General features: G+C 59.3%; 12 protein-coding genes. 6 read left to right on the top strand and 6 right to left on the bottom strand.

Annotation, left to right across the window (positions count from 1 at the left end; translation table 11 throughout):
• Positions 1-17 precede the first annotated feature (17 nt).
• Entirely contained in the window at positions 18-1,049 is a 1,032-nt protein-coding gene (locus tag ACIQUH_RS11700) for a LysR substrate-binding domain-containing protein (protein WP_400815040.1), read from the top strand.
• A gap of 423 nt (positions 1,050-1,472) precedes the next feature.
• On the opposite strand, the gene ACIQUH_RS11695 is transcribed toward ACIQUH_RS11700, so the two are convergent.
• The 6 genes from ACIQUH_RS11695 to ACIQUH_RS11670 form a co-directional block, all read right to left on the bottom strand.
• Positions 1,473-3,080, bottom strand: a complete 1,608-nt coding sequence (locus ACIQUH_RS11695; protein ID WP_400815038.1) for a GMC family oxidoreductase — start codon at positions 3,078-3,080, stop codon at positions 1,473-1,475.
• Positions 3,077-4,198 (bottom strand): FAD-binding oxidoreductase, encoded by a 1,122-nt coding sequence (locus ACIQUH_RS11690; protein ID WP_400815036.1) that lies wholly within the window; start codon positions 4,196-4,198, stop codon positions 3,077-3,079. Before ACIQUH_RS11690 ends, ACIQUH_RS11695 begins: the two co-directional genes overlap by 4 nt.
• Before the next feature lie 11 nt (positions 4,199-4,209).
• Complete coding sequence (locus ACIQUH_RS11685) at positions 4,210-4,482, bottom strand: FAD-binding oxidoreductase (RefSeq protein ID WP_400815034.1); 273 nt, start codon at positions 4,480-4,482, stop codon at positions 4,210-4,212.
• 117 nt (positions 4,483-4,599) lie between these two features.
• A complete protein-coding gene (gene attM, locus ACIQUH_RS11680; RefSeq protein WP_400815031.1) occupies positions 4,600-5,385 on the bottom strand; it encodes an N-acyl homoserine lactonase AttM in 786 nt (261 codons plus the stop codon).
• A 19-nt stretch (positions 5,386-5,404) separates the two neighbouring features.
• The gene (locus ACIQUH_RS11675; protein WP_400815029.1) at positions 5,405-7,003 is read right to left on the bottom strand and encodes a GMC family oxidoreductase; all 1,599 of its coding nucleotides are present in this window, start codon (positions 7,001-7,003) and stop codon (positions 5,405-5,407) included.
• Between the two features lie 16 nt (positions 7,004-7,019).
• Entirely contained in the window at positions 7,020-7,712 is a 693-nt protein-coding gene (locus ACIQUH_RS11670) for a GntR family transcriptional regulator (RefSeq protein ID WP_400815027.1), read from the bottom strand.
• A gap of 182 nt (positions 7,713-7,894) precedes the next feature.
• On the opposite strand from ACIQUH_RS11670, the gene ACIQUH_RS11665 reads away from it, so the two are divergent.
• The 5 genes from ACIQUH_RS11665 (at position 7,895) to ACIQUH_RS11645 (ending at position 14,266) form a co-directional block, all read left to right on the top strand.
• A complete protein-coding gene (locus ACIQUH_RS11665) occupies positions 7,895-8,977 on the top strand; it encodes a sugar ABC transporter substrate-binding protein (protein WP_400815025.1) in 1,083 nt (360 codons plus the stop codon).
• Positions 8,978-9,119: 142 nt separating this feature from the next.
• Entirely contained in the window at positions 9,120-10,136 is a 1,017-nt protein-coding gene (locus tag ACIQUH_RS11660) for an ABC transporter permease (RefSeq protein WP_400815023.1), read from the top strand.
• A 9-nt stretch (positions 10,137-10,145) separates the two neighbouring features.
• Positions 10,146-11,630, top strand: a complete 1,485-nt coding sequence (locus ACIQUH_RS11655; protein ID WP_400815021.1) for a sugar ABC transporter ATP-binding protein — start codon at positions 10,146-10,148, stop codon at positions 11,628-11,630.
• A gap of 10 nt (positions 11,631-11,640) precedes the next feature.
• On the top strand, positions 11,641-12,834 hold the full coding sequence (lhgO, locus tag ACIQUH_RS11650) for an L-2-hydroxyglutarate oxidase (protein WP_400815205.1): 1,194 nt from the start codon (positions 11,641-11,643) through the stop codon (positions 12,832-12,834).
• Between the two features lies 1 nt (position 12,835).
• A complete protein-coding gene (locus ACIQUH_RS11645) occupies positions 12,836-14,266 on the top strand; it encodes an NAD-dependent succinate-semialdehyde dehydrogenase (RefSeq protein WP_400815019.1) in 1,431 nt (476 codons plus the stop codon).
• Positions 14,267-14,316 lie beyond the last annotated feature (50 nt).

Genomic DNA, 14,316 nt, shown 5'->3' with positions numbered 1-14,316 from the left:
ATCGGCTTTGAAAAAAGGTGATTAATATCACCGTTGTGGGGCAATCCATCCCCCGCTATAGTGTATCTATGGCCGGTCACCGAAACAGTCGCAAATCCCCGTTGGAATCGCCGCTACAGCGTGCTGATCTTTCAATCGCCAATTGGCTTCTGCCGCCCTTAAATACGTTGCGTGCGTTCGAAGCGACATGCCGCACGGGCAGCATGCGGCGCGCCGCCGATGATATTGGTGTCGATCACACGGTGATCAGCCACCACAATCGCAATCTTCAATCCTGGATGAAGTGCAAACTGCTGCACACCGGAAAACGAGGCGTGACACTCACCCCGGAAGGCGAACTTTTCTTCCAGAAGGTCACGCAGGCTTTTGAGCTTCTAGCGTCCGCAACTGAAACGATCAGGCCGAGCAGCCAGTTGACGAAATTACAATTGTGGTGCATGCCTGGCCTGGCCTCGCGCTGGCTCACACCAAGACTAACCGAGATCGAAGCGCTTTTTTCGGGCATCGAATTGAGCCTTCTGGCCAGTGCTAAACCAACGCTTACCGCCAATAACGAGCCGTATGTCATTATCGGTTACGGCGCGCCGTGCAACCACCCCGCACACGCGCAGGTGCTCGCACGCCCCCGCATGTTTCCTGTTGCGAGCCCCGAATGGCTACGGCGCAACGGTTGCCCGAATTCGATTGAATCAATGTCGAGGCGTCCGCTCATCCATGAGGAAGGAGCGCAGCAATGGCTCGATTGGTTTTCCGCGAATGGTGTCATACCTATGGAAAAACTAACGGGACCAACGCTCTCTGACGCAACCATGGGCTTGGACGGAGCGGCGTCTGGACAAGGGATCGCGCTGACTTCGGACCTGATGGCCGGTAGTCTCTTACATGATGGTAAGCTGGTGGAACTATTTAACACCGAAACGTTTTTGGGAGAATACTATTGTATAGCTGCCCCTAGAGTTTTGAGAGCGAAATATATCGTAAATTTCATCGGATGGTTGAAAGCAGAACTCGCCAAAGTATCGGCTGCTTCTGCATATACGCTAGAGTAGTGATCTTCATTCCGACAGCTTCGATCGGTGAAATCGTTACTGAAATATCGATAGAAGCTCATTTGCGAAACGACCACGATAGTTAAAACGCTTGCGTCCGTTGCGTCCGTTGCGTTCGTTGCGTCCGCGCATGCATTCCGCTCGTTATATTGCTGGAGTGATGGGATCGTTCGTCGTAATAAACTGAGACAAATCGGTACAGCCACATGGCGGATTGACTTGGCAATCACCTCTCGGCCGGGCACGAGATCCGATCAAAGCTCGTGGCTGGTCCAAAGAGACTTCGCGTGCCCTTGTCACCAAAGGTTGTCAGGAGCCACGCAACAGTGATTGCGCTCGATCGGGACTTGAAATCCATAAAACGATTTCGTCTCCATCGACCACCATATTTCAAAGACTGTATCTTATTGACAAAAATGTAGACTAAAAATACGAGCTCGTATCTTTTGTTATCAAGTCTGCCGCTTTTTCCGCAATCATGAAGACAGTCGCCTGTGTATTGCCAGCAACCACTGTCGGCATAACGGACGCGTCGGCGATACGCAGACCGGCGAGCCCGTGCACCTTGAGCTGCGGGTCGACTACGGCCATTTCATCAATGCCCATCTTGGCGGTGCCGACATTGTGATAGATGGTCTGGCCGTTGTTGCGTGTGAACGCATCCCAGTCGGCATCCGTCTGGCACGCCGGACCCGGGCTCATTTCATGGGCAACATAATCCTTCATCGCCGGCTGGGAGATGATCTCGCGGGCGATCTGCATGCCGCGTCGCATGACCTCGAGATCGGCAGGAGTGCTGAGGAAGTTCGGGCGGATGAACGGACGCTCGAAGGGATCGTTGGAGCGGATGTGAATTGTGCCGACGCTTTCCGGCCGAAGCTGGGTGACGCCGATGGTCATGCCCGGAGCATGGTCCAGAATACGTCTCGAAGCATCGGCGTAGCTGGCATGCATAAAGAAATACTGGACATCGGCATCCTCCAGCCCGGGCCGCGTCTTGACGAAACCGTAAGCGAGGCCCGTGCCCAGCGACAGGATGCCCTTGCGTGTCGTGAAATATTGCAGCACCGCCCGGGACAGAGCCGGGCTACGCGTTTGGCTGTTCAGCGACACGGGTTTGTTCAGCCGCCAGTTCATGCGGGTGCAATAGTGATCCTGATAATTCTCGCCGACGCCCGCCAGCGCATGCCGGACCTCGATGCCATATTGTCCGAGAACATCCGGCCGGCCGATACCCGAAAGCTCCAGCAATTGCGGCGTCTGTACTGCACCGGTGCAGACCACGACTTCACGCCTGGCTTTCACTGTTTCGTCACGACCGTCCTTTCGATAAGTGGCGCCCACCACTCTCTTGCCGTTGAGATCCAGGCGTAGGATATGCGCGCCGGTGACGATTGTAAGGTTGGCGCGCTTGCGGGATGGCTCAAGATAGGCTTTTTCGGCGGATATACGCCGACCATTGCGCTGGTTGACCTGGTAGTAGCCGAACCCTTCCTGAAGGCCGTCATTGTAGTCGGGGTTGCGCTTGTGGCCCGCTTGTCCAGCAGCGTCGATGAAGGCTTCGGCGATTTCCGGACGAAGCCCCACTTCAGTGATCGGCAGGGGCCCGCCGTGATTGCGGCTCTCGCCTTCCGGCCCGTCGAAATCCTCGATGCGGCGGAAGTAGGGAAGCACGTCGGCAAAACTCCATCCGCGCGCACCGCGCTGCGCCCAGTCGTCGAAATCACGCGCCTGCCCGCGCACATAGATCATGCCGTTGATGAGCGTTGAACCACCAAGGCCTTTTCCGCGCGGGATCGAAATCGCACGGTTGCCGGTTGCCGGCTCCGGTTCGGAGTGGAACCGCCAGTTATAACGGGGATCGACCAGCAGTTTCGCGAAACCGGCAGGAATATCGATCCACATGCTGCGCGGCTCGCCGCCGCCTTCAAGCAGAAGCACCCTGTGGCGCCCGTTCGCCGTCAGCCGATTGGCAAGCACGCAGCCGGCCGTTCCGCCACCCAGAATGATATAGTCATAGGTATCGTTCATGACCGGGGCCTGCCCATCAGTTTGCCGGGATTGAGACGCATGTCGGGATCGAGCGCGGCCTTCAGCCTTTCCTGCAAGTCGAGACGTGTACGGCTGACGAGGCGATAGACCTCCGACAGGCGGTACTGGCCAACGCCATGCTCCGCCGTGATCGATCCGCCACAGTCGACGACGAGATCATGGACGGTGCTGTTGATTTCACCAGCGACCTCCGGACGGTCGCACAGGATGTTGTAATGCAGGTTGCCGTCACCGATATGACCGAAAATATGCGGGGCAAGCCTCGCGCCGGTCTGGCTGGCCACATCGGCCAGCGCGGCCTCGCCGCGACGCAGGAAATCCGGAATGCGGGAGACAGGAACCGAAATGTCGTGTTTTACCGAGCGCCCGCTCAATGCTTCCGCCTCCGTCAGGATTTCGCGCAGCCGCCAGAAGGCAAGCCGTTGCGCCTCGTTAGCGGCAATCGCTCCATCGGCGCAAAGTTCGCTTTCGAAGGCTTTTTCGATGAACTCGCCGAAATCCTGTTCCAGATGGGAGGAGGTGCTCGCCGTCTCCATCAGCACAAGCCAGGCATCCGTCGAAACGGGGGACTGGATATTGAAGGCGGTCTCGACACGACGGATCGCATCGCTGGACATGATCTCGAACGCAACCAGCCGGTCGCCAAGCGCATCGACGGCACTTGTGTAGAGACGAAGCGCGGCATCGGCATCCGGCAGGGCAAGAAGTGCGGTCGCGGAATGCCGGCGCTGCGTCTCTATACGCATGATGGCACGGGTAATGATGCCGAGCGATCCTTCGGAGCCGATAAAGAGTTGCGTCCAGTTGAGGCCGGAATTGTCCTTGTGCAGTCCGGAAAGCTCGGACACGACGGTGCCGTCGGCAAGAACCACCTCCAGCCCGAGAACCATGCGCCCGGCCATGCCCGAGCGCAGCACATTTGCGCCGCCGGCATTGGTGGCGAGGATGCCACCAAGCGTCGCGGAGTCGGACGCGCCGAAGCTGATCGGCAGATCCCGCTGCACCTCGGAAAGCGCCGCACGCAAAGCATCGAGGATCACGCTGGCTTCGACCGTGACCGTCAGCCCGATGCGGTCGATAGCAACGATGCGGTTCATCCGCGTAAGATTCAGCACGTGTTGCGGCCACTCGCATCCGGTGTAGCACCACCGGCAAGGCCGGTATTGCCGCCCTGGGGCACGATGCTCACCTGCGCTGCGGCACAAGTCCGCATGATTTCCTGCACTTCGGCCGTGCTGCGCGGAAACACCACAGTGATCGCCGCTCCATGGAACATGCGGCGCCAGTCTTCGAGAAAAGGCGCCATATCTTCCGAAGCGGTCACGATGTCACGTGCCTGAAGATATTCACCCAGGGCGTCCAGCAATTCCTTATCGGTCACGTCGTGCCTCCACAGGCAAAATTCAACCGATGCCCGGGCCGCTGACCGGGCATGCGGTACCCTGTTGAAGAGAATGGTCGCGGGCAGCCGAAGCTGCCCGCCTGTCCGGGAGGACGATCAGCCGTAGAATTCGGGTGCCTTGCGGAAGCTCGGCCAGACGTCCGGGTCATGTCCCGTCACGACCATGGCATTTTCGCGCTCGGCGAGACGGCGCAGCTTCTTCACGGAAGCGGCTGTCTCGATGGCGGATGTCAGGAAGCCCGGCAAGCACTTGTCTTCCCAATGGTCAAAGGTATAGGCGGCGTCGATGACCAGCAGAACCGAGCCGGTTTCCGGCAGGCGCACCATGATCGACTGGTGGCCCGGGGAATGGCCGGGCGACTGATAGAGCTGGATCACACCATCACCGTAGAGGTCGAAGGCATCCTCATCATCAAGCAATTCCCAACGGATGCCGGGCTTCTTGATGTCCTTCATGATATAGCCGCCGGCAGCGAACCAGTCGGCTGTGTGGGCGTATTCGTATTCCCGCTTCTGCACAATATGCGTCGCATTCGGAAAGTTGCCACAGGCGCCGGTATGATCGAGGTGCAGATGCGAGTGGATGACATATTTGACGTCGGCCGGATCGAAACCGGCTTCCTTCAGACGGTTCACGCAACCCTCTTCCGGCTCCATGACGGGATAATAGACGTTGGCGACATCGCCCCAGTGGCCGACCGGATCAAGAGCGGCTTCCACAGCGATGCCGCCATCGATGACGACATTGCCGCGCGGATGGGTGATGAGGAACCACGGAATGGGCGTGAAGAACTCCCCCTGCCCTGCGCCGAGCTTGATGTTGACTTCCTTCTGGCGAATGCGGCCGGTCTGGAAGAAATAGAGCATGATGTCTTGTGTCATGGTAACCCTCCTCGGTTAATCAGGAATTCTGCTTGATGAGATCGGCACCTTTTTCGCCGATCATGATCGCGACGGCATTGAGATTGCCGGATGTCATGGCTGGCATGACGGAAGCGTCGCAGATGCGCAGGCCGGTCACGCCGCGCAGGCGCAACTGCAGATCGCAGGGATCGTCGTCGTTCGGCCCCATCGCGCAGGTGGACGACGGGTGATAGACGGTCGAAGCGGTCGCTCTGATATAGGCGAGCAACTGATCGTCGGTTTCCGTTCCGGGTACAGGCTCGACCTCGCGCCTGACGTGTTTGGTCATGGCGGGCTGCCGCATGATCTCACGCAGACGCCGCAGCCCCTCGACATTCACACGGCGGTCGGTTTCCGTCGCCAGATAATTGGCGAAAATGGCTGGATGGGTGCGGATATCGGGCGAGACCGCATGAACATGCCCGCGGCTTTCCGGGCGCAACTGATAGCAGGATGCTGTGAAGCCCGAAAAGGCATCGAACCGTTCCCCCATCTTGCGCAGCGAAAAGATGATGAAGAGGCTCTGGACGTCAGGTGTTTCGACGCGATCATCCGTCCGGTAGAAAGAACCCGCATAGCCGGCCGAGACACTCAATGGCCCCTGACGCTTGAACAGATATTCGAGACCGATGCCGATACGACGGAAGATATTGTTGTAGCGGGCGTTCAGCGTGTTGCTGGTGTTCGATTCGAAAACCGTGCGCACCTGCAGATGGTCCTGGAAACGCTCGCCGACACCGGGGGAATGATGCACCACCGGCACGCCGAGAGACTTCAGCCGGCTAGCATCGCCGACGCCCGAGAGTTCCAGCAATTGCGGTGTGGCAATCGCGCCGGCGCTGAGGACGATTTCACGGCGCGCGCGCAGCTCGCGTTTCTCACCATCACGCTCATAGACTATGCCGACCGCACGCGTTCCCTCGAAAAGCACCTTCGTCACCAGCGCCTTGGTCAGGATCGTCAGATTCGGCCGCTTGCGGGCCGACTTGAGATAACTCGTCGCCGTGCTGTAGCGGATACCGTTCAGGTGCGTGGATTCGTAATAGCCGGCGCCTTCCTGCACCGCGCCGTTGAAATCCGGATTGCGCGGCAGGCCCCATTGCTCGCAAGCCTCGATGTAGGAATCGCAAAGCCGGTCCTCGACGGTCGGCGGAGAAATGGGCTGCGGCCCGTCACCGCCGCGAAGCGCGTTGCCGCCGGCAACACGGCGCTCGGCCTTGCGGAAATAAGGAAGCACGCCTTCAAAGTCCCAGCCTCGGCAACCGAGCTGGCCCCAGTAATCGAAGTCCTGGCGCTGGCCGCGAACATACAGCAGCCCGTTTATCGCGCTCGATCCGCCCAGAACCTTGCCACGCGGATGATAGATGACGCGATTGTCCAGCCCCGGCTCGGGAACCCCGGAATACATCCAGTTGACCGCCGGATTGCGGAACAGCTTCCCGTAACCAAGAGGGATATGTATCCACGGATTGGTCTGCTCGCCGCCAGCCTCGACCAGCGTCACCCTGATATCCGGATTTTCGGTCAGTCTGGCTGCCAAAACGGCACCAGCCGACCCTGCCCCGACCACGATGTAGTCGGGGATCTCTCCTCCCATCACCATTTTATCCTCTCTAGAATAGCCCGTAGAGCCGCCTGTAGACATCGACCGCCGGGCGAATGTGCGCCACGGCTACCTCCGCCAACCTGTCGACACTCCCGTCTCGTATCGCAGCAATAATCTCCCGGTGATCGCGCCGCGACCCATGCGACAGACTGCTGTCACTGAGTGCACGCGAAATGATTGCCGAAGCGCGGAGCCAGTAGCTGCGTTGGAGCTTTGCAAGCTCCGCGTTCAGACAGTAGTCGAATGTTGTCATATGGAAGGCGTCGTTCGCCTCCGCCGCCGCTTCGAAGCGGCCCTCGTCCAGCGCCTTCTCATAGGCATCGTTAATCTCGGTCAGCTTCGCGACGATCTCCGCCGAACGCGACAGGTCGATGCGCCTGGCGCCTTCGGCCTGCAGGATCACTCGCATGTCGTAGAGATCCTTCAACTCATCGGCCGAAAGCGCCTTCACTTCCACGCCGCGATTGGCCTTGCGCTCGATGAGGCCGACACGATCGAGCAGTTCGAAAGCCTGCCGGATATTGTGGTTGGAGGTCCCGAACCGCTCGCAAAGATCGCTTTCCACCAGCCTCTGGCGCGGCATCAGCCGGCCGAACGCGATGTCATGGCGCAGCACCTGATAAATGGCGTCCGCAGCACGCACTTTGCCGCTCTCGGCTGATGTCTCGGGTAGACTCTTGGCGCCTCGGTTACTCGGCATGGTTTCCTCCTGATGGTCTGCAGCGATATCGGCAGTTTCCAAGGCTGTCAACACGAGCGACAGGATAATCGTTTTTTTATGAAGAAAATTATGGACGTGATTATCGATAATCTGTAATGGGTACTTCCGTGAACGTTGGGCGGAGGCGTTCGGCTGAATCTCGCACTCTTTGGGAGGGAAAATTGGAACTCATCGACAGCAATGGGCAGCCGCTGTCGGCTGCAAAGACGAATGGTATCTCGCGCCGCGAGATTCTGGGAGGAATGGGCCTGACAGCAAGCGCGGCCATCGTGGCGGGCACCGGGCTCTTCACGCCGTCCATCGTCCGGGCGCAGGGCGCCAGGGTCCGCGTCGGCATCGGCCTCAACTACGGCCCGTTCAACCAGCCCTGGCGGCGTGGTTGCTGGAAGATCGCCCAGACGGTCGTCGAAGGCGGCGGTGAGATTGTTGCCGTGCGCGGCGAACCGGCCAAGCAGTCCGAACAGGATGCAGCGCTGGCGCTCCTCGACCGCGACATCAACGTCCTCGTTCTCGGCATCTATTCGCTGGAATCGGAAACGGCCTTCATCGTCGATGAAGCGCGCAAGCGCAACATCAAGACGGTCGGCTTCTGCGTGACTGCCAAGGAGTCGCCAGCGGTGCTCGAAGACACCTGGGCCACCGGCATGACGATGGGCTATTTCATCCAGAACGCGCTCGGACGCCAGGGCACGATTGCGCAGACCGCGGAATCGCGGGGCTTCTATACCCCGTTCGACATGGAATCTGACATGTTGACGATGATGACCTCGTTCGAACCGCGCATGAAGATGCTGCCGTTCATTTCGGGCTCCACCTCGACGGACGACCAGATCTCCAAGGGCCGCGAAAACATGCTGGCGCTGCTTCAGGCCAACCCGGAGCCGGACTCGATCTCGGCATTCGTTTCCTGGTGGTGGCCGCTCACGATCGGCGCCGGCCAGGCGCTTGTCCAGATGAGCCGCAATGATGTGAAGCTCTTCAACCACTACACCTCGGACCAGTTGCTCGGCGAAATGGCATCGGGCAACCTGCCGATCGAATTCTCGACGGATGTGCCCTATCACACGATCGGCGAAGAAGTCGGCAAGCTTGCCCTCGCGCTTGGCCGCGGGGAAGACGTGCCGAACCACTCGCACTTCGCTCCTGTCCAGACGATCCTGCCCGCTGACGCCGGCAAGATGCGCGACGAGATCAAAGCGATGGACGACGCGGCGATCGCCTACCTCAAGGACTACGGCGGCTGATCCAGCCCGCTTGCCCGCCGCGCTTCCCCGTGAAGCGCGGCGGAAACCAGCTTCGCACTTCAATCCGGTGACCGCTTGACTGAGCCGCTATCGCGTTGCCGGACGAGCCTAAGCGCCGATCGGTCATTGCCGAGGATTTGCCATGACAACCGCTGCCAAGACCGCCACCCCTTCCCGCTCGGAAGCCGCTGGCCAAGATAAAACTAATCCGATCATCAGGTTCCTGCGCGTCTGGGGCACGATCCTCGTCATCCTCGCCGTCGCCATCGGATTTTCTCTTGCATCTCCCTATTTCCTGACAGTTTCGAACCTCAACAACATCGTGTTCTCGATGTTCACCTGCGCTCTTCTGTCGATCGGTCTGACTTATGTGGTCGCAGCCGGCAGTTTCGATCTTTCGATCGGGACGACCGTGACGACTGCATCCATCGTCTGCGCCCTCTGTATCCCGATCGTCGGCGCACCGCTTGCCATCGTCTGCGCGCTGCTCGTCTCGGCACTGATCGGCTTCATCAATGGCGCGCTGGTCACCTGGTTCCGCATTTCCGGCATCGTCGGCACGATCGGCGTCATGTTCCTGCTGGAAGGCCTCAACCAGTATCTGACGGGCGGTTATCAGGTCGCCGTCGGTTATGACGAAGTATTCTTTCGCTGGCTGGGACAGGGCCGCTACGGCATGATCGCCGTCAAGTCAGGCTTCCTCTTTCTGTTTTTCGCCCTGGCCTATCTAATCGCCAACAGGCTGCGGACCGGTCACTACATCAATGCCGTGGGCGACAATCCGCTGGCGGCCTATTATTCCGGCATTCCGGTCTACCGATGGGTCATCGTCAGCTTCGTGCTCAGCGCCCTGTTCTGCGGCATCGCCGGCATCTTCCTCGCCGCGACGTCGTCCTCGGCGCAGCCGACCGGTGGTGCGGGTTATCTGCTCGAGGCCTTTGCCGCCGTCTTCCTTGGCGCGACCATCCTCGGCAAGGGCAAACCGCACGTCCTCGGCACGCTCCTCGGCGTCTTCTTCCTCTACATGGTCTCGAACGGCATGACCCAGTTCGGTATTGACAGTTCCGCGCGCAAGCTGTTCAACGGCTTCGTACTCCTGATCGCCGTCGGCGCAAACGCCTTCCTGAACAAGGAAGAGCTGCACCTCAAGTTCATCTGAGGTGTGGGCATGACAAGCGACGACTTCCTGGAAATACGTGACCTGCACAAGGATTTCTCCGGCGTGCAGGTCCTTAAGGGCATCGACCTTGCCTTCCACCGCGGGGAAATCCATGCGCTGCTCGGAGAGAACGGCGCCGGCAAATCGACGCTGATCAAGATCCTCACAGGCGTCTACTCCGCCTCCAGCGGCGAGATCATCGTCGAGGGCCAGCCATTCCACGGCCATTCGCCCAAGGCCGCCAATGATGCCGGACTCGGTGCCGTCTATCAGGACGCCGAACTCGCCTGGAATATGAGCGTCGCCGAAAACCTGCTGCTCGGCAACGAAAAGCGATGGATCGACCGCCGCTCCATGGAGCGGGAGGCAAAGGCGATCCTGACCCGCATCGGGCTCGATATCGACCCGGCCGCCCGCGCCGGATCGCTGACGGCGGCGCAGATGCAGATGCTGACGCTCGCGACGCTTTTTCACCGGAAATTCAAGCTCATCGTCCTCGACGAGCCCACGGCCCGCCTTTCCGGCGTGGAAAGTGAACTGCTGTTCGGTCTGATCCGGCGCTTCAAGGCGGAGGGATTAACGATCGTCTACATCTCCCACCGGCTGAACGAAGTTAAACTCCTTTGCGACCGGGCGACGATCTTGCGCGATGGTAAGGTGGTGCGCACCCTGAAACGCAGTGAGATCGAAGAGGCTCTGGTCACCCAACTGATGGTGAATCGCTCCGCATCGGACCTCGTCATCTCCAATCCCGGCTTTGCGAAGGACGAGATTGCGATTGAGGTGCGTGGGCTGACGACCGCCAAGCTTCAAGCCACCGATCTCTACGTCCGCCGCGGCGAAATCCTCGGCATCACCGGTCCGATCGGTGGAGGCATGGAGCAAATCGAGAAAGCCCTCTCCGGGCTTGTCGCCTATCAAGGCCAGATTTCCGTCGAGGGGCGGGCGATGATCTTCACCAACCCGTCCGATGCCCTGTCCGCCGGTATCGCGCTCATTCCCGAAGACCGACGCAAGCAGGCCTTGTTTCCCAACCTGACCATGGCCGAGAATGTTTCACTTCCCGTTCTGGACCGTCTGCTACGCTTCGGTCTGGTGCTGAAATCTGGGGTTCTGCGCAGCGGCCGCGAGATCATCAACCAGCTCGCCGTCCACCCCGCAGCGCCGGCAACGAAGATGCGATATTTCTCCGGCGGCAACCAACAGAAGGCCGTGATCGGCAAGTGGTTGAAACGGCGGCAGAAAGTTTACATCTTTTCGGAACCCACATCCGGTGTGGATGTGGGTGCCATTCGGCAGATTTACGAGATCATGCTGCAGATGGCCGAGAGCGGCGCGGCGATCATCCTGATTTCGACGTCGTTTAATGAACTTTTGTCGCTAAGCGAGCGCATCATGGTTATTCACTCCGGCAAGGTTGCGGTTGAAGCGTCAAGATCGGCGTTCGACAGGGACTCACTTCTGGCTGCCACGCTGGCGTCCCGAACAGCATGAAAGGTGTTTAATGAAATATGACCTCATCGTTGTCGGTGGCGGGATTGTCGGCATTGCGACCGCTTTCCGTGTTCAGGCCCGTCACGCCGACTACCGTATCCTGTTGATCGAGAAAGAGACAGCCGTCGCGCGGCATCAGTCGGGTCACAATTCCGGCGTGATCCACGCCGGCGTCTATTATGCACCCGGCTCACTCAAGGCACAGCTTTGCCGCAAAGGCGCGCAGATGATGAAGGAATTCTGCCGCGCAAATGTGATCGAATTCGAGGAATGCGGCAAGTTGATCGTCGCAACCGACGAAGTCGAGCGCCAGCGGCTGAAGAGCCTTCGTGAGCGTGCAACGGCCAACGGTATCCCATTCGAGGAGGTCACCGGCGGGCAGTTGAAAACGCGTGAGCCGCTGATCAGCGGTGTGGAAGCGCTGTTCTTTCCGGAATCCGCGATCGTCGATTATGCCGAAGTCGCTCGGCGCATGGCCGAGCGATTCATGGCGGCGGGCGGCCAAGTGGAACTGGGAACACAGGTGACTGGTATTCGTGAGCGTCAGGACGGCGTAACGGTGACAACCCCCGGAAAATCATATGATGCCAACAGGCTCGTAGTCTGTGCAGGTGCACAATCGGACCGGCTGGCCCGACTTGCCGGCCTGAAAACCAATTTTCGCGTCGTGCCGTTTCGTGGTGAGTATTATGAGGTCGATCCGCGTCTGCGATCGAAGATCAGCCATCTGATCTATCCTGTACCGAACCCGGATCTGCCGTTCCTGGGCATCCACCTGACGCATGAGGTCGGCAACCGCCTGAGTGTCGGACCGAACGCCGTACTAGGTCTGTCGAGAGAGGGACTGCCGCGGTTTTCTATAAACCCCAAGGATCTTTTCGACATCGTGAGCTATGTCGGATTCTGGCGGTTCCTGAAGGGTAATCTGCGCTCCGGCATATCGGAGCTGCGCAATTCGCTGTTCACCTCGGTCTATCTCGAGGCTTGCCACAAATACATGCCGAGCCTCAAACGCCAAGACCTCGGCCGACGCAAGGCCGGTGTGCGTGCGCAGGTGATCATGGACGATGGCAGCGTCATGCATGACTTCCTCGTTATGCAGACCGACCGCATGGTCCATATCTGCAACGCACCATCACCGGCTGCAACCTCCTCATTGGCCATTGCCGACCACATTCTCGAAAATTACATGAAGGATGAATGACATGCTGGAAAACGTATCCCTCATTATCGGTGGCGTAGAGCGCGTCACAGGCAGTGCAGGAACACTCGACGTCTTCGATCCGTCGACGGGTGAAACATTGATTTCGCTACCGTCCGCCGCAGGCGTCGAGGCGGCTGAGGCCGCAAGCCTTGCGCTGGAAGGTTTCCAGGAATGGTCGACGCTTTCAGCCTTCGAGCGTTACAAAACCTTGCGCCGCGGCGCCGAGCTGATGCGGAGCAAGGCCACGGAAGCTGGCCGGATCATGATGCTGGAACAGGGCAAGCCAGTGGCGCAGGCCACTCTTGAATGGATGTCTAGCGCTGATCTGCTCGACTGGTCGGCCGAGGAAGGACGCCGGACATATGGTCGCCTCGTCCCTTCGCGCTTCGCCAACATTTCTCTTTCGGTGGTGCAGCGCCCGGTCGGGCCTGTCGCGATCATGGCGCCGTGGAATTTTCCGGCATGGGGACTGATGCAGAAGATCGCTCCGGCCCTGTCTGCGGGTTGCTCAATCGTGATCAAACCGTCTGAAGAAACGCCGGTGACGGCGTGGCTGATCGGCAAGTGCCTGCTGGAGGCCGGCGTTCCCGCCAAGGCTATCAGCGTCATCTGGGGCATGGCGCCACAGATTTCGGATACTCTTATAAAGGCACCCGAGATACGGAAGATTTCTCTGACAGGTTCGATCCGCGTTGGACGCATAGTTGCAGCAGCAGCCGGCGAACAGCTTAAGAAGGTCACGATGGAACTCGGCGGCCACGCCCCGGTAATCGTTGCAGAAGATGCTGATCTGGACGCTCTCGTGCCGCTCGCCACCACGTGGAAATTCCGCAATGCCGGTCAGGTTTGCGTTTCCCCGACCCGTTTCCTCGTAGCAGACAGGGTCCATGACGAATTCGTCGAACGTTTCGTCAGCGAAACCGAAAAACTCGTCGTCGGCTCCGGCAGCGATCCAGCGACGCACATGGGTCCGATGACCACTCTTGGACAGTTGCACACCGTCGATCGAATGGTTCAGGACGCGGTGTCCAAGGGGGCAACTGTCGAAACCGGCGGCGCGCGGATCGGCAATATCGGCAATTTCTACAAGCCAACCATTATCTCAGGCGCAACGACCGCGATGTTGGCGATGAACGACGAGCCCTTTGGCCCGCTAGCGATGATCGCACGGATGAATTCGCTGGACGCAGCTCTTCACGAAGCCAACCGTTTGCCCGTCGGGCTTGGCTCCTATGCCTTCACCCGTTCTAGCGAGACCGCAGACCGGATCGCTTCAACGATCAAGGCCGGTATGCTGGGGATCAATCATTTTGCCCTGGGCCTGCCGGAAACGCCTTTTGGCGGCGTGCTGGACAGCGGCTTTGGATCTGAGGGCGGCACAGAGGCTATCCAGTCCTACATGTCGCCAATGCTAATCACCCATAAGCTCTAGGGTGGCACTTGCATCATTGGCGATGTTGCCCGATTACCTGTTGATACAAT

The organism is Agrobacterium sp. NPDC090283, from assembly GCF_044769685.1.
Classification (GTDB): Bacteria; Pseudomonadota; Alphaproteobacteria; order Rhizobiales; family Rhizobiaceae; genus Agrobacterium.
The sequence above is the reverse complement of the archived record's forward strand: the minus strand, read 5'-3'. Positions and strand labels throughout refer to the sequence as shown.

What these genes read in the sequence shown, in the direction of transcription:
- ACIQUH_RS11675 (WP_400815029.1), bottom strand. Translation starts at nt 7,003, where the DNA reads ATGGGAGGAGAGATCCCCGACTACATCGTGGTCGGGGCAGGGTCGGCT.
- ACIQUH_RS11645 (WP_400815019.1), top strand. Translation starts at nt 12,836, where the DNA reads ATGCTGGAAAACGTATCCCTCATTATCGGTGGCGTAGAGCGCGTCACA.
- ACIQUH_RS11690 (WP_400815036.1), bottom strand. Translation starts at nt 4,198, where the DNA reads ATGAACCGCATCGTTGCTATCGACCGCATCGGGCTGACGGTCACGGTC.
- lhgO (WP_400815205.1), top strand. Translation starts at nt 11,641, where the DNA reads ATGAAATATGACCTCATCGTTGTCGGTGGCGGGATTGTCGGCATTGCG.
- ACIQUH_RS11670 (WP_400815027.1), bottom strand. Translation starts at nt 7,712, where the DNA reads ATGCCGAGTAACCGAGGCGCCAAGAGTCTACCCGAGACATCAGCCGAG.
- ACIQUH_RS11695 (WP_400815038.1), bottom strand. Translation starts at nt 3,080, where the DNA reads ATGAACGATACCTATGACTATATCATTCTGGGTGGCGGAACGGCCGGC.
- attM (WP_400815031.1), bottom strand. Translation starts at nt 5,385, where the DNA reads ATGACACAAGACATCATGCTCTATTTCTTCCAGACCGGCCGCATTCGC.
- ACIQUH_RS11655 (WP_400815021.1), top strand. Translation starts at nt 10,146, where the DNA reads ATGACAAGCGACGACTTCCTGGAAATACGTGACCTGCACAAGGATTTC.
- ACIQUH_RS11660 (WP_400815023.1), top strand. Translation starts at nt 9,120, where the DNA reads ATGACAACCGCTGCCAAGACCGCCACCCCTTCCCGCTCGGAAGCCGCT.